At 72.5% G+C, this 26,325-nt stretch carries 26 protein-coding genes; 13 read left to right on the top strand and 13 right to left on the bottom strand.

Features of this window, described 5'->3' with window-relative positions; all coding sequences use genetic code 11:
* Positions 1–18: 18 nt before the first annotated feature.
* The 6 genes from R2D22_RS32035 to R2D22_RS32010 form a co-directional block, all read right to left on the bottom strand.
* Positions 19–1,923 (bottom strand): amidohydrolase, encoded by a 1,905-nt coding sequence (locus R2D22_RS32035; RefSeq protein ID WP_318108489.1) that lies wholly within the window; start codon positions 1,921–1,923, stop codon positions 19–21.
* Positions 1,920–2,873 carry an alpha/beta hydrolase gene (locus R2D22_RS32030; RefSeq protein ID WP_318108488.1) on the bottom strand — a complete coding sequence of 318 codons (954 nt, stop codon included), beginning with the start codon at positions 2,871–2,873 and terminating at the stop codon, positions 1,920–1,922. Before R2D22_RS32030 ends, R2D22_RS32035 begins: the two co-directional genes overlap by 4 nt.
* Before the next feature lie 231 nt (positions 2,874–3,104).
* Positions 3,105–3,683 carry a Dps family protein gene (locus tag R2D22_RS32025; protein WP_318108487.1) on the bottom strand — a complete coding sequence of 193 codons (579 nt, stop codon included), beginning with the start codon at positions 3,681–3,683 and terminating at the stop codon, positions 3,105–3,107.
* Between the two features lie 106 nt (positions 3,684–3,789).
* Complete coding sequence (locus R2D22_RS32020; RefSeq protein WP_318108486.1) at positions 3,790–4,296, bottom strand: DoxX family membrane protein; 507 nt, start codon at positions 4,294–4,296, stop codon at positions 3,790–3,792.
* A gap of 5 nt (positions 4,297–4,301) precedes the next feature.
* Positions 4,302–4,964 carry a hydrolase gene (locus tag R2D22_RS32015; RefSeq protein ID WP_318108485.1) on the bottom strand — a complete coding sequence of 221 codons (663 nt, stop codon included), beginning with the start codon at positions 4,962–4,964 and terminating at the stop codon, positions 4,302–4,304.
* A gap of 132 nt (positions 4,965–5,096) precedes the next feature.
* A complete protein-coding gene (locus R2D22_RS32010) occupies positions 5,097–5,843 on the bottom strand; it encodes a phosphotransferase family protein (protein ID WP_318108484.1) in 747 nt (248 codons plus the stop codon).
* A 270-nt stretch (positions 5,844–6,113) separates the two neighbouring features.
* Between R2D22_RS32010 and R2D22_RS32005 the strand changes: the two genes are divergently transcribed.
* The 7 genes from R2D22_RS32005 (at position 6,114) to R2D22_RS31975 (ending at position 13,611) form a co-directional block, all read left to right on the top strand.
* Positions 6,114–8,171, top strand: a complete 2,058-nt coding sequence (locus tag R2D22_RS32005) for a phosphocholine-specific phospholipase C (RefSeq protein ID WP_318108482.1) — start codon at positions 6,114–6,116, stop codon at positions 8,169–8,171.
* Positions 8,172–8,415: 244 nt separating this feature from the next.
* Positions 8,416–10,167 (top strand): ATP-binding SpoIIE family protein phosphatase, encoded by a 1,752-nt coding sequence (locus R2D22_RS32000; protein WP_318108481.1) that lies wholly within the window; start codon positions 8,416–8,418, stop codon positions 10,165–10,167.
* Positions 10,168–10,191: 24 nt separating this feature from the next.
* Positions 10,192–10,632: a GntR family transcriptional regulator gene (locus R2D22_RS31995; RefSeq protein ID WP_318108479.1), complete on the top strand. Its 441-nt coding sequence runs from the start codon at positions 10,192–10,194 to the stop codon at positions 10,630–10,632.
* Positions 10,633–10,961: 329 nt separating this feature from the next.
* Positions 10,962–11,366 carry an aggregation-promoting factor C-terminal-like domain-containing protein gene (locus R2D22_RS31990; protein ID WP_318108478.1) on the top strand — a complete coding sequence of 135 codons (405 nt, stop codon included), beginning with the start codon at positions 10,962–10,964 and terminating at the stop codon, positions 11,364–11,366.
* 383 nt (positions 11,367–11,749) lie between these two features.
* On the top strand, positions 11,750–12,013 hold the full coding sequence (locus R2D22_RS31985; protein WP_318108477.1) for a hypothetical protein: 264 nt from the start codon (positions 11,750–11,752) through the stop codon (positions 12,011–12,013).
* Positions 12,013–12,963, top strand: a complete 951-nt coding sequence (locus tag R2D22_RS31980) for an ATP-grasp domain-containing protein (protein WP_318108476.1) — start codon at positions 12,013–12,015, stop codon at positions 12,961–12,963. The genes R2D22_RS31985 and R2D22_RS31980 overlap by 1 nt, the downstream gene beginning before the upstream one ends.
* Positions 12,964–13,470: 507 nt before the next feature.
* Complete coding sequence (locus R2D22_RS31975) at positions 13,471–13,611, top strand: hypothetical protein (RefSeq protein ID WP_318108475.1); 141 nt, start codon at positions 13,471–13,473, stop codon at positions 13,609–13,611.
* A gap of 94 nt (positions 13,612–13,705) precedes the next feature.
* Here R2D22_RS31975 and R2D22_RS31970 read toward each other — a convergent pair whose 3' ends face one another.
* From R2D22_RS31970 to R2D22_RS31940, 7 genes are all read right to left on the bottom strand, one after another.
* Positions 13,706–14,800: an NAD(P)/FAD-dependent oxidoreductase gene (locus tag R2D22_RS31970; protein WP_318108474.1), complete on the bottom strand. Its 1,095-nt coding sequence runs from the start codon at positions 14,798–14,800 to the stop codon at positions 13,706–13,708.
* Positions 14,797–16,689: a ferritin-like domain-containing protein gene (locus R2D22_RS31965; protein WP_318108473.1), complete on the bottom strand. Its 1,893-nt coding sequence runs from the start codon at positions 16,687–16,689 to the stop codon at positions 14,797–14,799. The genes R2D22_RS31970 and R2D22_RS31965 overlap by 4 nt, the downstream gene beginning before the upstream one ends.
* Before the next feature lie 22 nt (positions 16,690–16,711).
* Positions 16,712–18,133, bottom strand: a complete 1,422-nt coding sequence (locus tag R2D22_RS31960) for a radical SAM/SPASM domain-containing protein (RefSeq protein ID WP_318108472.1) — start codon at positions 18,131–18,133, stop codon at positions 16,712–16,714.
* Entirely contained in the window at positions 18,130–19,509 is a 1,380-nt protein-coding gene (locus R2D22_RS31955; RefSeq protein ID WP_318108470.1) for a hypothetical protein, read from the bottom strand. The genes R2D22_RS31960 and R2D22_RS31955 overlap by 4 nt, the downstream gene beginning before the upstream one ends.
* 187 nt (positions 19,510–19,696) lie before the next feature.
* Entirely contained in the window at positions 19,697–20,158 is a 462-nt protein-coding gene (locus tag R2D22_RS31950) for a hypothetical protein (RefSeq protein WP_318108469.1), read from the bottom strand.
* Between the two features lie 156 nt (positions 20,159–20,314).
* Positions 20,315–20,536 (bottom strand): integrase, encoded by a 222-nt coding sequence (locus tag R2D22_RS31945; protein WP_318108467.1) that lies wholly within the window; start codon positions 20,534–20,536, stop codon positions 20,315–20,317.
* Between the two features lie 71 nt (positions 20,537–20,607).
* On the bottom strand, positions 20,608–21,030 hold the full coding sequence (locus R2D22_RS31940; RefSeq protein ID WP_318108465.1) for a secondary thiamine-phosphate synthase enzyme YjbQ: 423 nt from the start codon (positions 21,028–21,030) through the stop codon (positions 20,608–20,610).
* Between R2D22_RS31940 and R2D22_RS31935 the strand changes: the two genes are divergently transcribed.
* The 6 genes from R2D22_RS31935 to R2D22_RS31910 all read left to right on the top strand — a co-directional run bounded on the left by R2D22_RS31935 (position 21,014) and on the right by R2D22_RS31910 (position 26,303).
* Positions 21,014–21,205 carry a hypothetical protein gene (locus R2D22_RS31935; protein ID WP_318108464.1) on the top strand — a complete coding sequence of 64 codons (192 nt, stop codon included), beginning with the start codon at positions 21,014–21,016 and terminating at the stop codon, positions 21,203–21,205. The genes R2D22_RS31940 and R2D22_RS31935 overlap by 17 nt on opposite strands.
* A 107-nt stretch (positions 21,206–21,312) precedes the next feature.
* Positions 21,313–22,170: an ABC transporter permease gene (locus R2D22_RS31930; protein WP_318108462.1), complete on the top strand. Its 858-nt coding sequence runs from the start codon at positions 21,313–21,315 to the stop codon at positions 22,168–22,170.
* Positions 22,143–22,868, top strand: a complete 726-nt coding sequence (locus tag R2D22_RS31925) for an ABC transporter ATP-binding protein (protein ID WP_318108461.1) — start codon at positions 22,143–22,145, stop codon at positions 22,866–22,868. Before R2D22_RS31930 ends, R2D22_RS31925 begins: the two co-directional genes overlap by 28 nt.
* Before the next feature lie 31 nt (positions 22,869–22,899).
* Positions 22,900–23,940 carry an ABC transporter substrate-binding protein gene (locus R2D22_RS31920; RefSeq protein ID WP_318108459.1) on the top strand — a complete coding sequence of 347 codons (1,041 nt, stop codon included), beginning with the start codon at positions 22,900–22,902 and terminating at the stop codon, positions 23,938–23,940.
* Positions 23,940–25,151: an LLM class flavin-dependent oxidoreductase gene (locus R2D22_RS31915; RefSeq protein ID WP_318108458.1), complete on the top strand. Its 1,212-nt coding sequence runs from the start codon at positions 23,940–23,942 to the stop codon at positions 25,149–25,151. Before R2D22_RS31920 ends, R2D22_RS31915 begins: the two co-directional genes overlap by 1 nt.
* A 63-nt stretch (positions 25,152–25,214) precedes the next feature.
* The gene (locus tag R2D22_RS31910; protein WP_318108457.1) at positions 25,215–26,303 is read left to right on the top strand and encodes an NAD(P)-binding domain-containing protein; all 1,089 of its coding nucleotides are present in this window, start codon (positions 25,215–25,217) and stop codon (positions 26,301–26,303) included.
* Positions 26,304–26,325 lie beyond the last annotated feature (22 nt).

The following is a 26,325-nucleotide window of genomic DNA, read 5'->3' as shown; positions in this document are numbered from 1 at the left end:
CTTTCGGTGTTCGAGCTTCTAGTGGTCGAAGCAGGGGTCGACGAAGGGCCGCGTCGTCTCGGGGACGGAGCCGCGCGCGACGCGCCACCTGCGGTGCTGCTCGGACTCGGCGACGGCCTCGGCCACCAGCGATGCCTGGTAGGCGCCCCCCTGGCCCGCCCCGCCCGACTGGTAGCCGCCGAAGTGGGCCACAGGGCTCCATTCGGGACTCACCGGCGGGACGGCCTCGTCGAGTCCCTCGTACTCCGCGGTCGCGTAGACGATCCGGCCGCCGACGACGGTGAGGACGGACTCGATGTCGGGAATGACGTCCTCGGGCACGGTGAGGAAGTCGTCGGAGAGGATCGCGAGGTCGCCGTAGCAGCCCTCCCGCAGGGTTCCCTTGACATCATGCTCGCCGGTGAGCTGCGCTCCGCCCCGGGTGTAGAGGCCGAGGGCGGTCTCCCGATCGATCGCGTTCCCGGCCGGGTGGAGCGCGGTGCCACCGACGGTGCGGCCGGTGACCAGCCAGTGGAGGGCGACCCACGGGTTGTACGAGGAGACGCGGGTCGCGTCGGTTCCGGCGGCGACGGTCAGGCCGCGGTCGAGCATGGCCCGGACCGGCGGGGTGTCGGCGGCTGCCTCGGCGCCGTAGCGGTCGAGGAACGCGGCGCCCTGGAAGGACATCCGGTTCTGGACGGAGACGGCGCCGCCGAGGGCGGCGATCCGGTCGAGGCTGCCGGCCGAGACCGTCTCCGCGTGGTCGAAGAGCCAGCGGTTGCCGCCCGGGAAGAGTCCCTCCGCGGCGAGCTTCTCGAAGACGGCCAGGTCGCGCCGGATCGTCTCGTCGTAGGTCGCGTGGAGCCTGAATCCCCAGCCGTTCTCGAGCAGGAGCCGTACAGCGCTCTCGAACTCGGTCTCGTAGCCTGCGGCGAGCTCGGGCCGCGGCTCGGAGAAGTTCTCGAAGTCGGCGGCGGCCCACGTCAGGTTCTCGCCCGCGCCGTTGAGCCGGAGCCACTCGTCGCCGTCCCCGGGCTTGACCGTCTCGGTCCAGCGCTTGAGGTCGACGAGCTCCTGCCCGGCCGTCTGCGGGAAGAGGTGGTAGGCGATCCGGAGGGACAGCTCCCCCGACCTGGCGAGGTCGACGACCGTGGCGTAGTTGTCGGGGAAGTTCTGGAACCCGCCGGCGGCGTCGACCGCCGAGGTCAGCCCGAAGCGGTTCAGCTCCCGAAGGAAGTGACGGGTCGATGTCCGCTTGTCGGCCTCGTCGAGGGCCGGCGCCTTGGCCAGGGTCGAGTACAGGATGAGCGCGCTCGGCGCCGCGAGGAGCACCCCGTTCGGCTCGCCGTCCCTGCCCCGCACGATCTGTCCGCCGCGCGGATCGGGGGTGTCGCGGGTGAATCCAGCGGCCTGTACGGCGGCGCGGTTCATCAGCGCGGACTGGTAGAGGTGGAGGACGAAGACCGGTGTGTCGGGGGCGGCGGCGTTCAACTCGGCGACGGTCGGCATGCGGCGTTCGGCGAACTGCTCGGCCGTCCAGCCGCCGACGACCCGGATCCACTGTCCCCTGGGCGTGCGGCCGGCCTGCTCGCGCAGCATGGCCAGGGCACGGCGGAGGCTGCGTACGCCGTCCCAGCGCAGCTCCAGTACGTAGTTGAGGCCGCCCCGGATGACGTGCAGGTGCGAGTCGTTCAGACCGGGGATCACCCGGCGGCCGAGCGCGTCGACGACCTTGGTGCCGGGCCCGACGAGGTGGGCGAGGTCGTGGTCGTCGCCGAGGGCAGCGACCCGGCCGTCGCGGATCGCGACGGACCGGGCCTCGGGACGGGCCGGGTCACCGGTGAACACCTTCGCGTTGCGGACGAGGAGGTCGGCCTGCGCGGGCTCCCGCCGCGGGGCGGGCACGAGGCCCGACACCGGCATGCTCGTCGAGGGCCGGGTCATGCCAGGGCCTCGCGCAGGACGTCGGCCGCGAGGCCGATGGCGAGGTCCGCGGCCCGCGTCTCACGCAGCGCGTTCAGCATCACGAAGTCGTGGATGGTTCCCTGGACGCGCAGGGCGGTGACGGGGACCCCGGCAGCGCGCAGCTTGGCGGCGTACGCCTCGCCCTCGTCGCGCAGGACGTCGGCCTCGGCCGTGATGACGAGGGCCGGCGGCAGGCCGGTGAGCTGCTCGGTGGTGGCGCGCAGCGGGGAGGCGGTGATCTGGGCTCGCTCGGCCTCGTCGGTCGTGTACTGGTCCCAGAACCACTTCATGGCGTCGCGGCGCAGGAAGTAGCCCTCGGCGAAGTCGTGGTACGAGCCGGTGTCGAAAGCGGCGTCGGTGACCGGGTAGAAGAGGACCTGGTGGGCGAGGTGGACGTCGCCGCGCTGCTTGGCCATGAGGGTGAGGGCGGCGGTCATGTTGCCGCCGACCGAGTCGCCCGCGACGGCGATCCGCGTGCCGTCGAGGTCCTTGTGATGTCCCTCGCGGGCGACCCACTGGGCGACGCTGTAGTTCTGCTCGATCGCGACGGGGTAGCGCGCCTCGGGCGAGAGGTCGTACTCCGGGAAGACCACGGCCGCCCGGGTGCCGACGGCAAGGTCGCGGACGAGCCGGTCGTGGGTGTGGGCGTTGCCGAAGACCCAGCCCGCGCCGTGGATGTAGAGGATGACGGGGAGCGGGCCGGTCACGCCGCGGGGGCGGACGATCCTGGCCCGGACGTCGCCGGTCGGGCCGCCGTGGACGGTGATCCACTCCTCGTCGACGTCGGGCAGGGGAACGCCCTCGCCGCTCTGGACGCCGTCCACGGCCTTGCGGCCTTCGGCGACGGGGATCTGGTAGAGGTACGGCGGCTGAGCGGTGGCGTCGGCGAACGCCTGGGCGGCCGGTTCGAGGACGGGACCGTTCTTCATGAGGGGTTCTCCTTCGGTATGTACGGGAGGGGGCAGGCGCTGGGCACCCGATGCGGGTCGCCCGCGCGGCGGCGAGGATCACGTGGCTGACCACGGCCGGGCGCCCCGCGGCTCGCTCGACGATCGCCGCCGCGCAGGCGCGGGCCTGGTACACGCGCATGTGGGCCAGCGGCGCACGGTGGTTCGAACGGGCTTCCGCTCGGGCGGCGCCGGGTCGCAGCAGGGCCTTGCTCAGCCGCGCACCAGAGGAGTGTCCACGAGGTGCTCGGCCAGGAACCAGACCTGCGCCTCGCCGGTACGGATGACATCGGAGACGAGCAGGTCGGCGCTGCCCTCGTCGCCCTCCCCGGAGAGCCGGGCGGCGGCGTCCCGGGCGTCGATCAGGATCCGCTCGTGCGCGTCGAGGAGCCGCGACAGCATGGCGGGCACCGGCTCGACGCCGTCCGGCGGACGGGGGATCGCGGTCAGCTCCGCGACGTGGCGCGGGTCGCCGACGGCGACACCGCCGAGGCTCTGGATCCGCTCGGCCAGCGCGTCCACGATGGCCAGTTGGGCCTCCGCGTGCTTGTCCAGCAGGAGGTGGAGCGAGTAGAAGGTCGCCCCGCGCATGAGCCAGTGGTGCTTCTTGTAGAGGGAGTGGAGGATCTGGGTGTCGGCGAGGACGCGGTTCAGCCGCTGGCACGCGTACATGCGGGTGTCATGGCCCAGGCCGATCGGCAGCTGTACGAGCGTGCCGAACGCCTGGGTCTCGGCGCCCTTCTGATGCAGCAGCGGCTGACCGCCGCCGTGCGAGGTCGTGAGGGTGTCCATCGGGTGCTCCTGTTCGGGAGAGAGGGTGGGAAGGGCCCGGCCGCCCGGTCGGGGGTACGCGAGCGGCCGGACCCGGTCTGCGTGGCTCGCGCTCAGCGCTCAGCGCTCAGTGATCGGCGATCGCCGGGGCGGGGGGCCGGTGCAGGACGAGCCGAGTGAGGAGTCCGCTGCCGAGACCGGCCACGAGCGCGAGGGCCGCCCACCACAGCGGGTACGGCGTGAGGCCGAGGGCCGCGTCGAGGGACCAGGCGCCGGGTCCGGTGGCGGCAAGGGCAGCGGCGGTGCCGATGAGGACGAGCGGGTACTCGTAACCGTCGTTCTGCACCCAGAGGCCGTGGCGCCACTTCACGGTGAGGGCGACCGTCATGACCCCGATGGTGCCGGTCGCAGCGAGCGGGGTCAGGAGGCCGGCGGCGAGCAGCAGGCCCGAGCCGATCTGCCCACCACCCGCCGCCAGGGCGGTGACGGCACCGCCGCGGAAACCGTCGGCGCGGAACTCCTCGGTGCCGCCCTCGAGTCCCTTGCCTCCCAGGTGTGCGCTGACCTTCTGCACACCGTGGCCGGCGACGAGCAGTCCCACCAGCAGACGCAGGATCAGAATGCCGGTGTCCACAGGGGTCAGCCGGCCGCGTGCGCGCCGATGACGGTCTGCGCGTACACGACACCCAGGCCGTACGCGCCCGCGTGGGCCTTGACGATCTCCATGACGGCGCCGTACGTCTCCTGACGCGCCCAGTCACGCTGCAGCTCCAGGAGTACCTGGACCCAGGTCACCGGGACGGCGCCGGCGGCGATCATCCGCTGCAGGGCGTGCTCGTGGGCGGCCGGGCTGACGCCGCCGGAGGCGTCGGTCACGACGTACACCTCGTAGCCCTGCTCGAGCGCCGAAAGCGCGGGCAGCACCAGGCAGACCTCGGTCCAGAGACCCGACAGGACGATCTTCTTGCGCCCGGTCGCCTTGACCGCCGCCACGAGCGCCTCGTCCTCCCAGGCGTTCATGGTGGTGCGGTCGATGATCTCGTGCTTGGGGAACACCTCGGCGAGCTGCGGCAGCAGCGGGCCCGAGAAGGACTCGGCGGCGACCGTGGTCAGGACGGCCGGTACATCGAACGCCGCGGCCGCCTTGGCCAGACCCACAGTGCTGTTGATGATCGCGGCACGGTCGCCGCTCCCGGTGCCGAAGAACATCTGCGGCTGGTGGTCCACGAAGAGCATGACCGAGTTGTCGGGCGTCAGCAGGTCCGCACTGGGAGCGGCGTGCACCTTGTCGATGTCGAACATGAGGGGTCCTTTCGAAGCAATCGGAAGTGCGCCCGCCGCCTCCGCGGCTCGGGGCACTCCTTCAAGCTAGGAGCGACCCGACCGACCGCATTGACCTCCTGCGCCCAGGGGTTGGCACGACAGCGCACTGCCTCACATCCGGGCTCTCAGCACGTCGACCTCACAGCCCGGCGCGAAGGGGTCGAAGTCGTGCTCGACCAGCCAGCGAACCCCCAGCAGGCTTCGCAACGACCACCACGCGCGAATCACGTCGAGGTCGACGTCGGTGCCGTAGCCGGCGATGAGGTCGTCGAGGTTCTCCTCGTGTCCGAGCGTCAACGTCGCGAGGTCGAACAGGGCATCACCCCGGCCCGCCTCGGACCAGTCGATGATGCCCGTGACCCCGTCGCCGCCGACGAAGACGTGATCGATCTGCAGGTCGCCGTGCGTGAACACCGGAGTCCACGGCCGGAGCGCGGCCTGGGCGACCTGGCGGTTGCGGGTGACCAGGTCAGCGGGCAGGACACCGTTCGTCACGAGCAACTCGCACTCGCCGTCGAGCTCCGCCGCCAACTCGTCGGGATCCCGGCGGCGCCGGCCGGGCCAGGGCGGCAACGGCGCCTCGTGCAACTGCCGGATGACAGCACCCGTCGCCGCCCACGCCGCCGACGACGCGGTCGAAGGCTCACCGAGCCGACCGAGCACCGTCCCCGGGACGGCGGCGATCGCGAGCACGGGCGGCTTGTGCCACAGGACCTCCGGAGTCGGGACCGGCGCGAGGGACATCGCCTTGACCTCGACGTCGATACGCGCCTGATCGGCGTCCACCTTCAGGAACACGTCGCCGACGCGCAGGGTCGCGCGCTCGGAATGGGCAACCACGACTTCTACCTCGTCCATGGGCGACCAGTGTCCCGGGGACGATCGCCGACGTCGCCGGGTTTGTTTCGTGCGACGACGCGGCAGCCTCGTGCGCTTTCCGTGCATTGGGGCGTTCGCACGTGCTCGTTCCTGTGCGGGCACGGGGGATTCGGTCTCCGTATGGCGGGAAGTCATGGGACGGCCGCCGGGCGGTGTTTCGCCGACGTTTTCCTTGGGCGGTCGCCGCCGGCCCGGCCGGCGACGCACCCGCACCCCCGTCCGCTCTCATCCAATGGAGGAGCACCCCCCATGGCCGACCTCAATCGCCGCCGGTTTCTGCAGCTGGCGGGCGGATCCGCCGCGTTGACGATGCTGTCGGACAGCATCGCGCGCGCCGCGTCCATACCGGCACAAGGATCCACCGGCACCATTCAGGACATCGAGCACATTGTCGTCCTGATGCAGGAGAATCGTTCCTTCGACCACTATTTCGGCGCGATGAAGGGCATACGCGGCTTCGGTGACCCGCGCCCCGTCACGCTGCCGAGCGGCAAGTCCGTCTGGAACCAGGCGGACGGCAACAAGGTGACGCTGCCGTTCCGCCCGACCAGCGACAAACTGGGCATGGAGTTCCTGCAGGGCCTCAACCACGACTGGGCCGGTGGCCAGAAGGCCTTCAACGGCGGCAAGTACGACCAGTGGGTGCCCGCGAAGACCAAGGCCACGATGGCGTACCTCACGCGTGAGGACATCCCGTTCCACTACGCGCTCGCGGACGCGTTCACCATCTGCGACGCGTACCACTGCTCGTTCATCGGCTCGACCGACCCGAACCGCTACTACATGTGGACGGGTCACACCGGCAACGACGGCACGGGGGGCGGCCCGGTCCTCAACAACGCCGAGGCGGGCTACGGCTGGACGACCTACCCGGAGCGCCTGGAGGCGGCCGGGGTCTCCTGGAAGATCTACCAGGACATCGGCGACGGTCTGAACGCCGGCGGCTCGTGGGGCTGGATCAACGACGCCTACCGCGGCAACTACGGCGACAACTCGCTCCTCTACTTCAACAACTACCGCAACGCCCAGCCCGGCAACCCGCTCTACGACAAGGCCCGTACGGGCACGAACGCGAAGGCCGGCGAGGGCTACTTCGACGTCCTGCGCGCCGACGTGCAGGCCGGCCGGCTGCCGAAGGTCTCCTGGATCGCCGCGCCCGAGGCCTTCAGCGAGCACTCCAACTGGCCGTCCAACTACGGCGCCTGGTACATCGCGCAGGTCCTCGACGCGCTGACGTCCAACCCGGACGTGTGGGCGAAGACGGCCCTGTTCATCACGTACGACGAGAACGACGGTTTCTTCGACCACGTGGTCCCGCCGTACGTGCCGGCCTCGGCGGCGCAGGGTCTCTCGACCACGCCGACCGCCCTTGACCACTTCCCGGGCAGGACGGGCTACGTCGCCGGCCCCTACGGCCTCGGCCCGCGCGTCCCGATGCTGGTCGTCTCGCCGTGGTCGACCGGTGGCTACAGCTGCTCGGAGACCTTCGACCACACGTCGGTCATCCGCTTCATGGAGGCCCGCTTCGGCGTCCACGAGCCGCAGATCTCGCCCTGGCGCCGCGCCGTCTGCGGTGACCTGACCTCGGCGTTCGACTTCTCCCGCACGCAGACCACGCCGGCCGTGCTGCCGCCGACCGACGGCTACTTCCCGCCGGACCGCAACCGCCACCCCGACTTCCCGGCCACCGCCCCGGCCGTCGGCACCATGCCCCGCCAGGAGCCGGGCTCCAGGCCCACCCGCCCGCTGAAGTACGCGCCGTACGTGGACGGCGCCGCCGACACCGCGGCCGGCACCTTCCGGCTCACGTTCAGCGGCGGGCCGGATGCCGGCGCCCAGTTCTACGTGACCTCCGCCAACCGGACCGACGCGCCCTGGACGTACACGACCGAGGCCGGCAAGTCCCTCGGGGACACCTGGAACACCAAGCACTCCAAGGGCCTCACCGACCTCACCATCCACGGCCCCAACGGCTTCCTGCGCCGCTTCCGCTCCCCCGGCAAGACTGCCGTCCCGGAGGTCCGGGCACGCCACAACGCGACCACGGGCAACCTGGACCTCACGATCACCAACGGCACCACCGCGGCCGCGACCCTGACGATCGCCCACGCGTACGCGGGCGGCCCGCAGACGGTCACCGTCCCGAAGGGCGCCACGGTCACCCACACCGTCGACCTGACGACCTCTCACCGTTGGTACGACGTGACGGTCAGCGCGTCGACGAGCCCGGACTACCTCCGCCGCCTGGCCGGCCACGTGGAGACGGGCACAGCCGGCGTCACGGACCCGGGCATCCTCACGTACTGACCCCGGTCACCCACCCCTGCTCCCGAGGGGAAGTGCAGCCCGTGCAAGTTCAGTTGTACGGGCTGCGCTCAGGGGGATCGCGAGCTGCCGTCGCGCCTGTGGGCAGGCACATGCCCAGCAGTCCGGCAGGGCGACACGCGTAAGGATTCCGCGAGGAGGAGACCTTGCCGATATCGGGTGATACTGGGGCAAGATCCTCTTCGGGTCCGCACGCCGCGAGCCGGAACGACTACCGGGAGTGCGCATGACCGTCGCCCCAGAACCAGACCCAGACCCAGACCCTGCCGCCGGGGCCGAGGCGAGGGCCGGGGCCGAGCCCGGGCCCTCCACCGGCTCGACGGCGCTGCTGCTCAGCGACGCGGCCTCCCGGATCGGCAGCTCCCTCGACGTGTTCCAGACGGCCGAGGACCTGGTCGACCTCCTGGTGCCGGCCCTCGGGGACATGAGCAGCGTCGCCCTCACCGAGTCCGTTCTCGTGGGAGACGAGCCGCTGCCGGTGTTCGACCCGCACGAGCAGAGACGCGTCGTGGCCGCCAAGCACGCACACGGTCCCCGTCCGCCCGCGATGGTGCAGGTGGGTGAGCAGGCGCCGCTCGTTCCCGAGCTGCCCGACTTCGGCCGGCTGTACAAGGGTGGGGTCGCCCTCTGGACACACGAGGACGCGGTCGAGGCTCTCGGCGGCGACTCCGAACTCTTCAAGCGGCTCGTGCCCCCGGGGATGCGCCAGACCCTCGGCGCATCGCTGTTCGCCCGGGGAGTGGCCGTGGGGTACGTGGCCGTCGCCCGCACCCGCGATCCGCGGCCCTTCGGCGAGGAGGACATGAGGATCCTGCGAGAGCTGGCCACCCGTGCAGGGCTCGCCGTGGACAACGCACGCCGCTTCACCCGCGAGCACCGTATGGCCGTCACTCTCCAGCGCAGCCTGCTCCCGCCGGCGAGCACGGACATCGCCGCCGCGGAGACCGCCGGTACCTATCTCGAGGCCGAGGGAGCACTCAGCGTCGGCGGGGACTGGTTCGACGTGATCCCGCTGGCCTCGCTGCGGGTCGCCCTCGTGGTGGGGGACGTGATCGGCCACGGGCTACGGGCCACCGCGACCATGGCGCGGTTGCGAGCTGCCGTCCAGACGCTCTCCCACCTCGACCTCCCGCCCGACGACGTCCTGCTGCACCTGGACGACCTGGTCCACCGGCTCGCGGCGGAGGCCGAACACCCGGACGTGGTCGGAGCGTCCTGCCTGTACGCCGTGTACGACCCCATCACCGGACGCTGCCGGCTGGCCGCCGCCGGGCATCCCCGGCCCGTCGTGGTGACGCCCGACGGAGCGGCCCGCTACCTCGACGTCGACCCCGGCCCACTCCTCGGCGTCGGGGGGATTCCCTTCGAGGTGAGCGATGTCCTGCTGCCGACCGGGAGCACGCTCGTGCTCTACTCCGACGGCCTGACCGGTCGCGACGAGCAGCCCGCCGCCCTCCTCGACCACCTGTCCGCCACATGCCGGCCCGGTCGGCCGCTCGCCGATATCGGCGACGGCCTGGTGCGGACCGCTCCTCGCACCTCTCCGCCCGCCGACGACGTCGCCGTGCTCCTGGCCCGCCTGCGCACCGTTCCGCCCGACGACACCGCCGAGTGGACCTACCCTGCCGATGTGGCCGAGGTCGCCCGCGCACGCGAGGCCGTGGCCGGCCGGCTCTCCGACTGGGGCCTCGACGAACTCGTCTTCACCACCGAACTGATCGTCAGCGAGCTGGTCACCAACGCCATCCGCCATGTGGGCAGCGGCGTCACACTGCGCCTGATCGTGGACCGGAGTCGGGACCGCGTCCTGGTGTGCGAGGTCTCGGACACCGGAAACGCCCAGCCACGGCTGCGGCGCGCCCGGGACACCGACGAGGGCGGACGGGGACTCTTCCTCGTCGCCCAGCTCAGCAGCCGGTGGGGGAGCAGATACGGCGCCTCCGGCAAGACCATCTGGGTCGAGCAGCCGATCGACTGACCGCGATCATGGCAAGGTGGGCCCGTGAGTGAGGAACGGGGCAGGACGCCGCTGTATCTGAAGGTCGCGGGGGATCTGCGGACCGCCATCACGGCGGGTGAGTACGGTTCGGGGGCGAAGCTCCCCGCCGAGGACGAACTGGCCCGCCGCTACGGCGTGTCCCGGGGCACGGTCCGCCAGGCGCTGGCCGCGCTGCGCACCGACGGCCTGATCACCTCGCGGCGCGGCTCGCGCCGGGTGGTCCTCGGCGGGCCCCGGCTGCACAGCTTCGGCGAGCTGCGCTCGTTCACCCGCTGGGCACGTTCGCTCGGCGAGGAGCCGGGCGGCCGGATCGCGGCGGTCGACCGGGTACCGGCGGACGCGGAGGAGGCCGAGAAGCTGTGCGTCGAGGAGGGTGCGCCGGTCTACCGGGTGCGGCGGCTACGGACGCTCGCGGGCGCCCCGGTGCCGCGCCGCCTGGGGTAGCCGATTCGCCGTCGCGGGCGGTGAGGCGGCCCACAGGGCCCAGGTCACAAGCGACGGGGGACAGTAGTCCGCGATGCCCGTGCATCCGCCCCTCACCTCCGACCCCACGTGCGGTTCTTCGAATGACGGGGGTCCGAGACCTGCTGCCCCCTACTACCCGGGCTAGTAGGAGGGGGGTTGTCTCGGCGGCGGCCTGGCTAACCGGTGTTGTCGCAAGGCGGCAGGGGTTCACCCCCGCCCCGCCGACGAACCCCCCTCCTCCGCGTGAGTGGCTCACGCACGCCCCAGGCGTGCCCGCGACCGTCGTTGTTGCCTTCGGAAGGTTCTACGTGTCCGTCTCCTTCATCCGCCGCATCGCCGCCTCCAAGAAAACCCTTGCGGGCACCGTCGGCCTTGCCGCCGCCGGTGCCCTGCTCGTCACGGCGCCGGCCCAGGCCGCCGCTCCGACGAGCGCCAAGCCGATCGCCCAGCAGATGATTAAGGACCCGGCGCAGTTCCATGCCTTCAGCAACATCGTCGAGCACGAGAGCGGCTGGGACTACACCGCCACCAACGCCTCCTCCGGCGCCTACGGCCTGGTCCAGGCCTTGCCCGCCTCGAGGATGTCCTCCGCGGGCGCGGACTGGAAGGCCAACCCAGCCACCCAGATCAAGTGGGGCCTGGACTACATGAACTCCCGCTACGGCTCCCCGGTCGGCGCCTTGAACTTCTGGCAGGCCAACCACTGGTGCTAAGCACCAGCGGCAAAAGACGTACGAAGGCCCCGGTGGCCGCCCTCCCCAGGCCGGCCACCGGGGCCTTCCGCATCCCACCCCATCCCCCTTGGCCAGGGCGGCCCGCAGCCGATCCGGAGAACTCCGGATCGGCCTCCCGGACGACAACGAGCCGCCTCCGCACAGCGGCTGGCGCACGTCGGCTCCGAGTTCGGTCCCGAAGCGCCCCATCCCCGGCCGCCCCACGCCTCCCGGCCCCCGGGGAGGCCAGGGCCGGTCCGGGCGCGGCATGATGCCCCCGGTCTGTTGAGGCGTCAAGTTGTTCGATGTGCGGCAACGCCGCAACGGTGCTGTGCTGGTGGAGAGAACCCAGCTCACCAACCCCTCCGTGGAGGTGACTCACCATGGCAACGTTCAAGCTGGGCCAGTCCCTGGGCGAAGGCGTGGAGACCCTGTCCAAGATCTCGTCCGATCTGGCTCCTCCCGTCATCCTCAGGGCGCAGCCCGACTCGTTCATCCGCCTGCACACTCCGGAGGAGCTCCGGGAGTGGGAGGAGGCCGTCCGCGCCACCACCGGGCTGGTCATCGACGCCAGCCGTATGTCGGGCTCAGCGTCGGAGTCGTGCTCGTGCGGCTGCTCCGACGACTGCTGCGTGGACGCCCTCTGATGATCCTCACGGTGTCCGTCGAGGACGACTTCCACACCCACGTCATCCGGGACGCCGCCGTCCGCCGCGGATTCCGCGACTTCCACGTCGTGGACTGCGACCGGATCAGCGGACGTCCCGGACTGACGTGGAGCTCGCACGGGGACGCGCCCAGCACCGTTCTGACCTCGGAGGGGCGTACCATCCCCCTCGACGCGGTGAGGGTGCTCTGGTGGCGGCGCATGCGGGCCGCCCAACAGGCCTCCGCCCGCGCGGCGACCGACCACCAGCGGCGCCTGGTCGACAACGACAGCCGCGGCGCCCTCGGCGGCATCCTCGCGGCCTCCTTCCGCGGCCAGTGGATCTCCACCCCCGAAGCGACCGACCGCGCCGCGGACAAGCTCTACCAGCTCTCCGTGGCGCGGGAGGCCGGCTTCCGGGTGCCGCGCACGCTGGTCTCCCAATCCCGCGACGAGGTGACGGAGTTCGCCCGGAGCGTGGACCGCATGATCGTCAAGCCCGTGGTGGGCGCGACCGGCCCGCTCATGTTCACGCAGTACATCGACGATCCGCGGGCCATCCCCGAGGAGTCCTTCAGCGTCTGCCCGGCCGTCTACCAGGAGTACATCCCCGGCCGTCGGCATGTCCGGCTCAACTGCTTCGGCGAACGCATGTACGCCGCCCTCATCGAGACCGACCGGCTCGACTGGCGCCCCGACCTCAACGTGCCCATCTCCACGTGGCCGGTGCCGCCCGATGTGGGCCGCCGCGTGGTGGAGGTGCTGCGGCGCCTCGGGCTGCGCATGGGCGCCATCGACATCAAGCTGACCCCGGACGGCGAGTCCGTCTGGCTGGAGGTCAACCCGCAGGGGCAGTTCCTCTTCCTGCAGCCGCTGCTGGGCGAACCGCTCGACGACCACTTCCTCGACTTCCTGCTCTCCTGCGCGCAGGCCGGCGGGCCCGACCGGTGATCCCGCCTCAGGCGGCGGGCGCGGACGTGTCGGACGCGCGGAGTCGGCAGCGGACGTCGACGGCGCCCTCGACGGCTCGGGCCGTACGTTCGGCCAGAAGGTCGCGGCGGAATCCCGCCTCCTCGAGGGCAGCCCCTGGTTCCTGGGCGACCGGATCCGAGGAGAACGCCGAGAACCTGCGCCTGTACGACGTGCGGGACCCGCGGAACCGGGAGCGGGCGGGCCGGCTGCCCGCCACCAACGCGGGCTACTACCCCGTCGGCCACAGCGAGGTGTCCACCGCCCTGCAGGACGGCACGGTGTACTTCACCGACGTACGCGACCCCCGCAAGCCGGTCCGCAAGCGCAGCCTGCGCTTCGACGGCACCGTCACGGACATCGAGCTGACCCGGGACGGCCGACGAGCGGTGACCCGGTTCGCCGGAGAACCCGTACGGCTTCTCCGGCGACGAGGTGCACCGGATCTGGGACGTCGGACCGGACGGGGCATGGCGGACCCCGAGCCGGATGGCCCTGCACGACATGCAGAAGGTGAAGGCCTTCCCGGACGACCGGCCCTACCTCGTCGTCGTTGGCGGTCGGCGGCAGCCCTCCCGCAACTTCGTCCTCGGCCTGGCCACCGACCGCATCTATGGGGCCCTGTGCTAGGCGTACCCCCTCAGCATCCCCGAACAGCAGTGGCGGGACCTCCTGCCGCACCTGACCTGGCGCCCCTCGTGCGACCCGTAGGCGGTCGAGGGAGTCAGCCGACCGCGACGGCGTTCCGGGCGCCGTCGAGTTCGTCGGACCAGGCGGGTCCGGCGAAGGCGCTCCCGTACAACCGGGCGCAGTTGCGCTGGTGTTCGACGTAGGCCGCGCGCAGCCGGGCGGCGTAGTGGGCGCACAGCGCACGGGGCGCCGCGGTCCCCCGCACGGCCGCGTCGATGACGGCGGCGGCGAGGATGCCCGTACGCAGGGCCTGCGCGGTTCCGGTGCCGCTGAGGGGGTCGTAGCGAATGGCTCCGGCCCCCACCAGCAGCCGGCCCGGGGCGTCCCCGGCCGGTGCCGTCGCGGGGGCCGGGTGCAGCAGCGGGGCGGCCGGGACGGCGGCGGCGGAACGGGGCGGGTGGCGCAGGAGCGCCCCGAGACCAGTCTCGGCGGCCAGCCGGGCGAGCACGGCGACGGGGTCCCCGGCCGGACCGGGCACCATGGCCTGTACGAGGGCGGCGCCGCGCCCCAGCGGGGTGAGCTGCGCCCAGCCCGCTTCGGCGGTGCCGAGGACGGCGGTGCGCTCGTCGGCACCGGGGCGCAGCGGGGCCGTTCCGGCCAGCAACCGCCGCCGCCCGGCGGCCCGTTCGGACACCAGGAAGGGTTCCCCAAGCGACGCCGCGCGGTTCGTCGAGCGGCGCGGCAGCCGGTCCGCACGGGCGGTCAACACCCAGCCGGGCGGTCCCTCCGGGGGATCCGCGGACCCCTCGTCCCTGCTGTGCTCCGCCAGCCGCTCCCGCATGCGGACGGCCACCTCGGCCCCGTCCACCACCCGGCCGGCCTGTGCGAACCGGGCCGGCGGCCCGTCGCCCCAGCGCACCTGGCGGTGTGTCACCTCCCAGGTCCCGTCCAGGAGTCCTGGACCCCACAGCGAGTCCAGCAGTTCCAGTGCAGGTCCGGCGAGCAGCAGCGGCCGCGCCCCCGCGGCGCCCGACCCCGCGGTGCCCGGCCCGGGCGGCGGCAGCCGGACCCGGTGCCCGCGCCCGGCCAGCAGCCGGGCGCAGGTCAGCTCCGCCAGTCCGGCCCCGCCGATCTCGACGATCTCGACAGGGCCGGGCGGCGCGGCGGCCGCCGGACCGGCACCGCTCATCCCTGGAGGTCCAGCACGGCCAGCAGGGCTTCGGTCTCCCGCTGCTGGCTGACCGCCATCCTGCGGATGGTCTGGTCGCCAAGGCTGCGGATGCCGCGCAGGGCCTCGATGGCCGCCACGGCCGCGGCCCGGGTGGCCCGTCCGTCGGCGAGGGCCACGGGCAACGGCGGCGCCCCCGCGGCCGGGGCCGCGAAGGCGACGGGCAGAGTGAAGGGCGGTGCGACCCCGCGGGCGGCGAGGGCGTGGTTGACCTCGTGCAGGTTGGTCATCACCTTCCGCGACCCCTCGATGAGCACGCCGCCGGTCTTGTCCCCGAGGGTGAAGGTGGCGCGCAGGGCGCCGAGCAGGACGGCGTAGTACTGGTCGCTGAGCTTGAGCAGCTGCTTCACGAGCTCGCTGCCGGTGCCCGGTCCCAGTGGCCGCAGGTACTGCTCCGGCTGCAGCCCGGCGAGGTGGTTCTTGACAGCGGTGAAGCGGCGGAAGTGGTCGCCGCCCTCGTCGATGATGAGCTTGATGAGGTGGGCCAGCCGCTGGTTCTCCGGGAAGAGGTCGGGGCGGCGGCGGATGGTCTCGTGCAGCTGCACGTACATCCCGTCGACCCCGGTGCCGGCGTTCTGGCTGGGGGCCTCCACGTCAATGAACCACTGGAGTTGGCCGGGGGTGAGCGGGCGCAGGGCGAAGGGGTGCGGCCCGTCGCGTTCGATCACGGCCGCCCGGCCCACGACGGGGGCTTCACCGAGGGTACCGAGGGCCTCGTTCACCCAGCGCAGGTGCCGCATCTCGTCGACGGCTACGGCGAAGACCTCGTTGGCTGCCGCGTGGATCTTCGCGGTGAGCGATTCCGGGTCCGTCGGCCGTGCCAGGGGCGCGGCGAGCGAGTAGTGCGCGAAGAGGTACTCCACGCACAACGCGTGCTCGACGGTGGCCAGCCGTTTGAGCTCGGCGATCACCTTCTCGCGGCTGAGCTCCGGGACGGCGGCAGCGGCGGGGTTGCCGAGGGCGTCGTCCTCACGGTCGTTGAGGACCGGGGGCAGCACGCTCCACTCGTTGATCATTCGTACGTAGTCGAACTCCAGGCGGGTCCGCGGTTGCCCCAGGTCGAGCGCATCGGTGTCGATGTCGGCCGTGGGCGCGCGGTTCGCCCGCAGGAAGTTCATCTGCGGGACGGTCCCGTCCGCGCTGCTGGTGACGTCGGGCTTCGAGGCGGCCCAGTAGTAGCAGCCGCAGTCGCGGAAGTCGTACTGCCAGGGGGCGCACAGGCTTCGGGTGAGGTCTCCCGGCTGGTACACCTCCGGGTCGATCACCCCGTTCTCGTCCAGGTAGCGGGCGCGGTCGGCGACCAGCACGGCGAACTGGAACCGGCCGTCGGCGGCCCGCTGGACGAGACTCTGATTCGCCATGCGCCGGGCGTTCAGGTTGCCGACGAACGCCGCACCGGGCACGGGGACCCCCGGATTCCGCACCTGTAGCAGGATGGCGATCCGGCCCGGCAGCAGGTCGTGGACCATCCGCATGACGTCCCAGCCCGCGCGTTGTGCGCAGTCGACGAGCTCGGCCTGCTCCTCGGTCTGGTCCACTGTGGTCCGCCCGCAGAGCGCCCCGATGAAGACGGGGTTCGCAGTCACGTCCGCGGTGGTGAGCCCCTGGGCGGCGGCCACGCCTCCCGAGACTGCCAGGGCCCGGGAACCGCTGCCTCGGTGGAAGTCGACCAGCAGCCCGGGGAAGAAGGCCTTGTCCAGGTTGCGCTGGTCGAACTCCAGGCCCGGGAAGCAGTTGTCGACCCCGCTCTCCGGGCGGGTGTTGGAGGGGTTGCCGCGTACGACGTGGTCGGCCCGGGCAGTCAGGTTGCGCGGGAAGATCTTCCCGGTGGGGGTCGGCAGATCGGGCATGGGACGGGCTCCTTCGGGTCCTTCAGACGGTGCTGGCACTGCTCGTGAGCGGGGCCGCCGATGACCGCTGCTCGAAGAACTCGGGTGCGGCCTGACCGAGTTCGGCATAGGCCCGTAGGCAGAAGGACAGCCAGCCGCGGATGTAGTCGCAGCCGGGCCGGCCCCGTCGGCTGACCTCGTGGTAGCAGCCGCCGCCGCACAGGTAGCGGGCCCAGCAGGACCGGCAGGGCTCCTGCCGGTCCACGTGGCGGTCGGCCAGGTGCCGGCGGCGGGTTGCGGTGTCGGGGCCTGCGGCGAGGGACCCCATGGCGAAGGCCGGGTCGTCCACCAGCCGGTGGCAGGCGTAGAGACCTCCTTCGGCGGAGGCGCTGAGGTAGCCGGCGCCCGCTCCGCAGGGGTAGGGGCGGTGGGCCCCCCGGTGCAGCTGCTCCATGGCGGTCTGGAAGTTGCCGAAGGGGTAGTCGCGTCCGGCGGACAGCTCGGCGAGGGCCCGCTCGCCGCAGGCGGTCATCTGCTCGAGGAAACCCGCGAAGGCCTCGGTGTCGATCTCGTACGCAGGGTCGGGCGCGCTCACCACGGCCCCGAATCCGACCTCGTCGAAGCCCAGCGCGATGCCGTGCTCCAGGATGTCCAGGAGGCGGCCGGTGTACGGGGTGACGCTCACGCGCGCCGAGAGGTGGCGCGGGCGGCCGTGCCGGGCGAGGGTGTCGAGTCCGGCACGCAGCCGGTCGTACGCGCTGGCCCCGCCGGGCGCCCTGCGCAGGGCGTCGTGGCCAGCCCGGTCCCCGTCCAGGCTGACGGTGACTGTGAACGGGTGCTCGGCGAACAGCGTCGCGTCCTCGGGCCGTACGGTCGTCAGGTTGGTGGTCAGGGCGAAGCGGACCCGGTGGCCGGTGGTGGCTCCGGCCCGGACGGCGTACCCGACCACGTCGTGCACCAGGTGCCTGGCCAGCAGCGGCTCGCCGCCCATGAAGCCGACGACCACGTCCGCGCCGGGTGCCGCCTCGGCCAGCAGCCGGTCCACCGCCGCGTACGCGGTCGCTCGTGGCATGGCGCGGGCCGCTCCCCCGAACCGGCCCTCGTCGGCGTAACAGTGGCCGCAGCTGAGGTTGCAGGCCTGCATCACGTTGAGGGAGATCGAGGACAGCGGGGGCGGATCGACGGGGGTGCCGTCGATCCGCGGCTCGTCCCACAGCGGCAGGTCCAGCTCACGCGCCAGTTCCGCGAGCGAGCCCTCCGGAGCCGCGGCCCAGTGCTCCACGCGGGCCGCGAGCGGCTCGGGCAGGTCGTAAACGCGGCTGCCGTCCGCGACGAACAGGTGGGCGCCGTGCGCGCTGCGGAAGACCCGGACGTACGCGCCCGGACCGGGCGGTCCCGGCGGCGCGGCCGGCGGCGGGACCGGCGGGCCGGGCGGGCGCCGACCGATCTGCAGCAGTACGGTCACGTGCCGGGCTCCGTGTTCTCGCGCAGACTCTGGGCCCATGCGGTCAGCAGGTCGTACTGCCGGCGCGTCAGGTGCAGCGGACCGGCGTCGGCCCCGCGCATCCCGATGGGCATCCGGCCGTCGGTGTAGCTGGGGTCGATGTCCTCGGCGGGCGGCCGGATCCGCCTCTCGATGAGGTCCGGCTGCTCGCGGAGCACGTCCTCGAGCACCTCCTGGGCCGCGTACCGGCGGTGGCGCCGACGGCCGTGGTCGGTCAGCGCGAGCAGGACGCCGGTCAGGCGTTCGGGGACGGGCCAGGCGAAATCGCCGTTGCCGTCGTCGAGGACGCGCTGGTTCTGCACGTCCACGTTCATGTTGCCCATCGTCTCCAGGATCCGCTCGAAGAGGTCGCGAACCTCCAGCGAGGTCTGCTGCTGTTCGGCGACGTAGGCGGCCTCGCGGACCTCGGCGCGCTTGACCCGGTCGGCCAGCCCGTCGGCGAGGGAGACGAACGGCCTGCGGTCCGGTGCGAAGTCGGGCGGGCTGGCCACGATGCGGGCGGTGGCGGTGAGACCGCCGGGCAGTGTCACGGTCACGGTGCCGTCGCACGTGTCGTCGACGAGGCCCTGGCTCGCCTGGAGGGTCCGCTCGGCGCCGGCGAACAGGCCGGGCGGGAACGTCCGCCGGTCGTTGTTGAGTTGGGAGACCAGGAACGTGCTCCAGGGGGCGTTCGCGTTGAGGAACAGCCGCTCGTCCGGCAACGTGTAGTCGCCCGGGCGGCCGATGAGGTCCGTCGGCCCGTACACGAACCCCTTCCCCGGCGTGAACCGCAGCCGCAGCTCCGGGAGTTCGGCGTTCGGCGCGGGCACCTGGACCGAGCCGAGCGGGAGGGACTTGCCGGCCGGGACGAGCGGCTGGGCGGCGCCCTGCGGGGAGTGCCCGGCGAGCGGGTGCCGCTGGTGGTCGTCGCCACGGACCTCGGCCCGGGCCTCGACGCGGTCGTCCTGCTGCTGGGTGATGTGGTGGGCCTTGAGGTTGGCGACGGAGACCTGCCAGCGCACGTCGCCGAGGCCCAGCCCGAAGCCGGCGAGCACGTCGGCGGTGAGGACCCCCGTGCGCTGCTCGCCGTCGGCAGTGGTCCAGCTGCCGTGCACCTCGAAGAACGGGCACACCGGCCGCCAGCCGTCCGCGTCCTTGAACCGGACCTTCTGCGGCATCCGCGTGGTCAGGGTGCCGTCGGCGGCGAGGTCGAGGCTCTCCACCGGCTCCACGGTGGTCTTGCCCGTACCGCGCGGGGTCAGGTCGCTGGGTCCGTAGCGGTAGTTGTCGCACGGCACCGGCGAGGAACCCAACCGGGCGATGGCGAGGGGTGGTTGAAGCCAGATACGGTCGATCACCGGCACCTCCTGGCGGGCGTGCCGCCGGCGGGGCGGCGGCGTACGGCCTACCCCTGAGCGCGGTCCACCCCGTGCAGTAGAGTTACGGAACGTAATCAAACATACAAGTCCCGTCACCCTGTGTCACGCGCAACACGGCGGACCGCGGCCGGTTTCCGTCACCTGCGGGACGCGACCGCACGTGCCGTCAGTCCGCCTCCGTGACGGTGCCGGACCAGGGGCCGGACGGGTGGCCGGCCGGCCCCATGCCCCAGGGCTCGCACCGCTCCCACGGGTACGCGCCGCTGGCGGCGCACTGCCGCGCCAGTTCGAGGAAGACGTCGCCGCGGCCCGCGTCGACCACCTCGCGAGCCGGCCGGGTCGCCGCCCGTGGTCCCTGGCGGCGTGCCGGAGCCGTGCGGCCGCGCCGAGGGATCTCCCCGGCCTCGGCCGCCCGCCGGTTCAGCAGCGCGGCGTTCTCCGGAGCCCGTGCCGCCCCGCGCGGCCGCCCAGTGCTCGGCGCCCGCCGGATCGCCGGTGCGGTCCAGCAGCACCGCCAGGCGCACGGCCGCGTGCCGAGCGCCGCCCGCCACGGCCTCGCGGTAGGAGCCCTCCGCGTCGGCGGTGTCGCCCCCAGGGCGTCCCGGAGCCCGGCCGGCAACACCAGCACGTCGCGCTCTCCTTCGTCCGCGATCGGTGAAGTAGCCCTCGGCCGCCCGGACCAGCAGCTCCCGGCCCAGGAGCTGCGGGTGGCCCAGGCGGCGGTAGTCCATCGCGACCTGAATCAGGGCCCGGGCCCCGGGCGGCGCGTTGTGGTAGCGGCTCTTCAGGTGCGGGGTGCCGGCGAGGAACTGGGCGACCTCCCCGTCGACGGCTTGCTGTCGATGATGTGGCCGGCCACGGACGCCGCGGCGGCCAGCACATCTTCGCGCTGCCGCTCCGGCGACGTCGTCGCCGCCTTGACCCGTGACAGCCGGCGTACTCCGGAGTTGGCGCTTTCCGCAGCCGCCGTACGCCGCTCGACCTCGTCCACGGTGGTACCGCGCATCTTTCTCCCGTTTCGCCGGAGCGTAAGGAGGTTCGGCGGCCGCACCAAGGAGGATCTTGGACTCCCGGGGATCAGCCCAGGAAGCTCAACCGCACCTGGCGCTCCGGGTTGTCCTTGTTCGTGTCGACCAGGCAGACGGACTGCCAGGTTCCCAGCGTCAGGCGGCCGTTGAGGACGGGGAGGGTCGCGTGCGGGGGGACCAGGGCGGGGAGGACGTGGTCGCGGCCGTGGCCGGGGGTGCCGTGGCGGTGCTGCCAGCGGTCGTCGGCCGGGAGGAGGTGGTGGAGGGCGGTGAGGAGGTCGTCGTCGCTTCCGGCGCCCGTCTCCAGGAGGGCCAGACCGGCGGTGGCGTGGGGGACGAAGAGGTTGAGCAGGCCGTCGCGGCCGGCGGCGGTCTCGGCGAGGAAGCCCTCGCAGGCGCGGGTGAGGTCGGTGACGGTCTCGGCGCCGCCGGTGGTGAGGTCGAGGACCCTGGTGGTGAAGGTGGTGGACATGCGGGCATTGTCCCGCCCGGTGCGCGAGATCACGCGTCCACACACCGAGACACCGTTGACCGGCCACGGAACCGGTCGCTACGGTCGCGCCATGTTGCGTACAGCCCTGCTCACCACGCGCGGTCACATCGACCTGCTGCGGGTGGCCTCCGCCGCGTATCTTCGCGGCTGCTGACGCCCTCTCCGCTTCCCCCCTTTTCTTCTGCTGCGCGGTCCCGCGCGCCCGTCCTCGTGACGTGATGGCGCGCGGTCGCCGCCGCGCGCCTCCCGCCTGGAGCCTTCATGACCGTCGGCCATGCTCCACCGGATATTTCCGTCATATCCGGTGACCCTCCTGCTCTCGAATCCCTCACCGCCGCCTCCACCTCCCGCCGCCGCACCGTCCCGCGCTGGCTGCGCCGTACCGTCGGGCCTGTCTCGCTCCTCGTGCTGTGGCAGGCGCTCAGCTCCACCGGGGTGCTTCCCGCCGACACGCTCGCCTCGCCCGGCACCGTCGCCCGCGCCGCCGGCGGGCTCGTCGCCGACGGGACGCTGCCGGCCGCCATGGGCGTCTCGCTCCAACGCGTCGCGGTGGGGCTGCTGTTGGGTGGTCTCGTCGGAATCACGCTCGCGCTCGTGTCGGGGCTCTCCCGGCTCGGCGAGGACCTCGTCGACGCCACCGTGCAGATGCTGCGGACCGTGCCCTGGGTCGGTCTGATCCCGCTGTTCATCATCTGGCTCGGGATCGGCGAGGCCCCGAAGGTCGCCCTCATCGCGCTCGGGGTCGCCTTCCACCTGTACCTCAACGTGTACGCCGGGATCCGCGGCGTCGACGCCCAACTCGTCGAGGCAGGGCAGTCGTTGGGGCTCGGACGATGGGGGCTGATCCGGCACGTGGTGCTGCCCGGGGCACTCCCCGGGGCCATGACCGGGCTGCGCTACTCGCTCGCCACGGCGTGGCTCGCCCTCGTCTTCGGCGAGTCCATCAACGCCGACGCCGGCATCGGCTTCCTGATGAACCAGGCGCGGGAGTTCTTCCGCACCGACGTCATCGTCGTCTGCCTCGTCGTCTACGCCTTCCTCGGCCTCCTCGCCGACGCTGTCGTCCGCACTCTCGAAAGGCTGCTGCTGCAATGGCGACCGACCTTCACCGGGCAGTGAAGACCGTCGGGCTGACCCGTTCCTTCGACGGGCGGCCCGTGATCGACCGGCTCGATCTCACACTGCGGCACGGCGAGTTCACCGCCCTGCTCGGACACAGCGGCTGCGGCAAGTCCACACTGCTGCGCATCCTGGCCGGGCTCGACCGGGAGATCTCCGGCACCGTACTCGTACCGAAGCGGCGGGCCGTCGCCTTCCAGGCACCGCGGCTCATGCCGTGGAAGCGGGTGTGGCGCAACGTCCTGCTCGGACTGCCGGGGCGGCCCGAACGCGAGGTCGCCGAGCGGGCGTTGGAGGAGGTCGGTCTCGGGCACCGTTCCGGCGCCTGGCCCAAGACGCTCTCCGGCGGCGAGGCGCAGCGCGCCTCGCTGGCCAGGGCGCTGGTGCGGGAGCCGGATCTGCTGCTGCTCGACGAGCCGTTCGGTGCCCTCGACGCCCTCACCCGGATCAAGGCGCAACGCCTCGTCGACGAGGTGTGGCAGCGGCGCGGCTGCGCGGTGCTGCTCGTCACCCACGACGTCGACGAGGCCCTGCTGCTCGCCGACCGGGTGCTGGTGATGCGGGACGGCGTCATCGCGTACGACTCCCCCGTCACGCTCGACCGTCCCCGCGACCCCGGCGACCGTGCCTTCGCCGCCCACCGCTCCCGGCTGCTGGCCGAACTCGGGGTCGACGAGCCCGTCCGATCAGCCGCCTGACGCCCCCTGCCGAACCAAGGAAAGAACCGCCATGAGACGACACACCCTGCTCCCCGCCCTCCTGCTGCCGCTCGCGCTCCTCGCCTCCGCCTGCTCCACCACCTCCGCCGCCGACAGCGGCCCGGGCAGCGGGTCCTCCGACGGCAAGGGCGCGCTCACGCTCAACGTCGGTGACCAGAAGGGCGGTTCGGAGGCCGTCCTGCGTGCCGCGGGCGAGCTCGACGACCTCGACTACACGATCAGATGGTCGACCTTCACCTCCGGGCCACCGCTCCTCGAAGCGATCAACGCGGGCGCGGTCGACACCGGCCTCGTCGGCAACACCCCGCCCGTCTTCGCCGCCGGAGCCGACTCGAAGATCACCGTCGTCGCCGCCACGCACGGCTCGTCGGCCGGCGAGGCGATCCTCGTCCCCACCGACTCCCCGCTCGAGCGGCCCGAGGACCTCAAGGGCAAGAAGATCGCCGTGGCCCAGGGCAGCTCCGCCCACTTCCAGCTGATCGCCTCGCTCCGCAAGGCCGGGCTGGAGCTGAAGGACGTACAGGTCACGCTGCTCCAGCCGGCCGACGCACTGGCCGCCTTCAACGCGGGCAAGGTCGACGCGTGGGCGGTCTGGGATCCGTACACCTCGCAGATTCTGGAGGGGAAGAAGGGCCGGGTCCTGACCGACGGCCAGGGCGTGGTGAACGGGCTCGGCTTCCAGGTCGCCCGGCCGGCCGCGCTCGCCGACAAGAAGAAGGCCGCCGCGCTCGCCGACTACATCGAGCGGCTGCGCCGCGCCCAGAACTGGGTGTTCGGCCACCCCGAGGAGTGGGCGAAGGTCTGGGCGAAGGAGACGGGCCTGCCGTACGAGGTCGCGCTCGCCTCGGTGAAGCGCTCCAACGGGACCCGGATCCCGGTCGCCGTCGACGACGCCGCGATCGCGTCCGAGCAGCGGATCGCCGACACCTTCGCGGAACTGAAGCTCATCCCGCGGAAGTTCCGCTTCGCCGACTACGTCGACACCCGTTTCAACAAGAACCTGCCTCCGTCCACCACCCCGGGACGCAGCTACGGAAAGGCCTCCTCCTGATGACCGTCCATCTGCACTGGTTCCTGCCCACGGGCGGCGACGGCCGCACCCTGGTCGACCGGCACGCCTACACCGACGGCGGCATCACCCGGTCCCGTCCCCTCTCCGGGGTCCGCGCGCCGGACATCGAGTACCTGGCCCAGATCGCCAAGGCGGCCGAACGCCTCGGCTTCGAGGCGGTGCTGACACCCACCGGCACGTGGTGCGAGGACGCCTGGCTGACGACCGTCGCGCTCGCCCAGCACACCGAACGGCTGAAGTTCCTGGTCGCCTTCCGGCCCGGGGTGATCTCGCCGGTGCTCGCCGCGCAGATGGCGGCAACGTACCAGCGCATCACCCGCGGCCGGCTGCTGCTCAACGTGGTGACGGGCGGCGACTCGACGGAGCAGAGGCGATTCGGCGACCACCTGGACCACGACCGCCGGTACGCCCGGACGGACGAGTTCCTGTCCGTGGTCCGCGGCGCGTGGAGCGGCCGGCCGTTCGACTTCGAGGGCGAGCACTTCCGGATCGAGGGCGGGCTGACCGCGCTGCCGCCGGACCCGCTGCCGGAGATCTTCTTCGGCGGTTCGTCGGCGGCGGCCGGGCCGGTCGCCGCCCGGCACGCGGACGTGTACCTGACGTGGGGCGAGCCTCCGTGGCAGGTCAAGGAGAAGATCGACTGGATCCGGGGGCTCGCGGAGGAGCAGGGCCGTACGGTGCGGTTCGGCATCCGCTTGCACACGATCTCGCGGGACTCGGCCAAGGAGGCGTGGGCGACGGCGGACCGGCTGCTGTCCGACCTCGACGCGGAGACCGTGGCGGCGGCGCAGCAGGCCCTCGGCCGGAGCGAGTCGGTCGGCCAGCAGCGGATGCTGGCGCTGCACGGCGGCGGCTCGCTGGACCGGGACAAGCTGGAGATCGCGCCGAACCTCTGGGCGGGCGTCGGTCTCGTCCGGGGCGGGGCGGGCACCGCGCTGGTCGGCAGCCACGCCGAGGTGGCGGACCGGATCGAGGAGTACCACGACCTCGGCGTGGAGCACTTCGTGCTCTCCGGGTACCCGCATCTGGAGGAGGCGTACTGGTTCGGCGAGGGCGTGACCCCGGAGCTGGCGGCGCGCGGGCTGCTCCCTACGATCCCGGCCTCGCCGCTGCTCGGTGTGCCGGCGGCGAACGGCCGCCCGGCCTCGGCCCCGGGCGGCGCTCCGCTGCTGGTGGCGGGCGGCCGGTAGGACCGTCAGGACGCCGGGCGCGGGGCCGGGAAGATACCGACCCCGCACCCGGTTGGTGGAATCGTGAACGAAATCGGCGTACGCGACGTGGACGTGGTGGTCATCGGTGCCGGTCAGGCGGGACTCTCCGCCGGGTACCACCTGCGCCGGACCGGACTCGAACCCGACCGGGACTTCGTGGTCCTCGACCACGCCCCGCGGCCCGGCGGCGCCTGGCAGTTCCGCTGGCCCTCGCTCACGTACGGCAAGGTGCACGGCATGCACGCGCTGCCCGGCAAGGAGCTGACCGGCGCCGACCCCGCCCGCCCCTCCTCCGAGGTGATCGGCGGGTACTTCGCCGACTACGAGGAGACCTTCGATCTGCGCGTCCACCGGCCCGTGGACGTGACGGCGGTCCGCGAGGGCGAGGGCGGGCGGCTGCTCGTCGAGACCTCCGAGGGCAGCTACGCGACGCGCTCGCTGATCAACGCGACAGGTACCTGGGACCGGCCGTTCTGGCCCCGCTACCAGGGGCAGGAGACCTTCCGGGGGCGGCAGCTGCACACCGCCGACTACCCCGGCCCCCAGGCGTTCGCGGGCCGCCGGGTGGTCGTGGTCGGCGGCGGCGCGTCCGGCACCCAGCACCTGATGGAGATCGCCGAGGTCGCGGCCGCGACGACCTGGGTGACCCGGCGCGAGCCGGTCTACCGCGAGGGCCCGTTCGGCGAGGTCGAGGGGCGTGCGGCGGTCGCGCTGGTGGAGGAGCGGGTACGGCGCGGGCTGCCGCCGCAGAGCGTCGTCTCCGTCACCGGACTGCCGCTCACCGACGCGATCCGCGGCGCTCGGGAGCGCGGGATCCTGGACCGGAAGCCGATGTTCGACCGGATCACCCCGACCGGGGTGGCCTGGGACGACGGCCGGTCGGTCGACGCGGACGTGATCCTGTGGGCGACCGGCTTCCGGGCCGCCATCGACCACCTCGCCCCACTGAGGCTCCGTGAGCCGGGCGGCGGCATCCGGGTTGAGGGGACCAGGGCGGTACGGGACGAGCGCGTCCACCTCGTCGGGTACGGTCCGTCCGCCTCGACCATCGGCGCGAACCGCGCCGGGCGCGCGGCCGTGGCGGACATCCGCCGTCTGCTGGCCCGGAAACCGGAGCCCGCGCGGGTCTGAGGCGGCGGAGCCACAGGGCCCG

The sequence above is a fragment of the Streptomyces sp. HUAS YS2 genome, from assembly GCF_033343995.1.
In the GTDB taxonomy this organism is placed as follows: Bacteria; Actinomycetota; Actinomycetes; order Streptomycetales; family Streptomycetaceae; genus Streptomyces; species Streptomyces solicathayae.
Note: the sequence above shows the minus strand (reverse complement) of the source record. Positions and strands in the feature narration are given on the sequence as shown.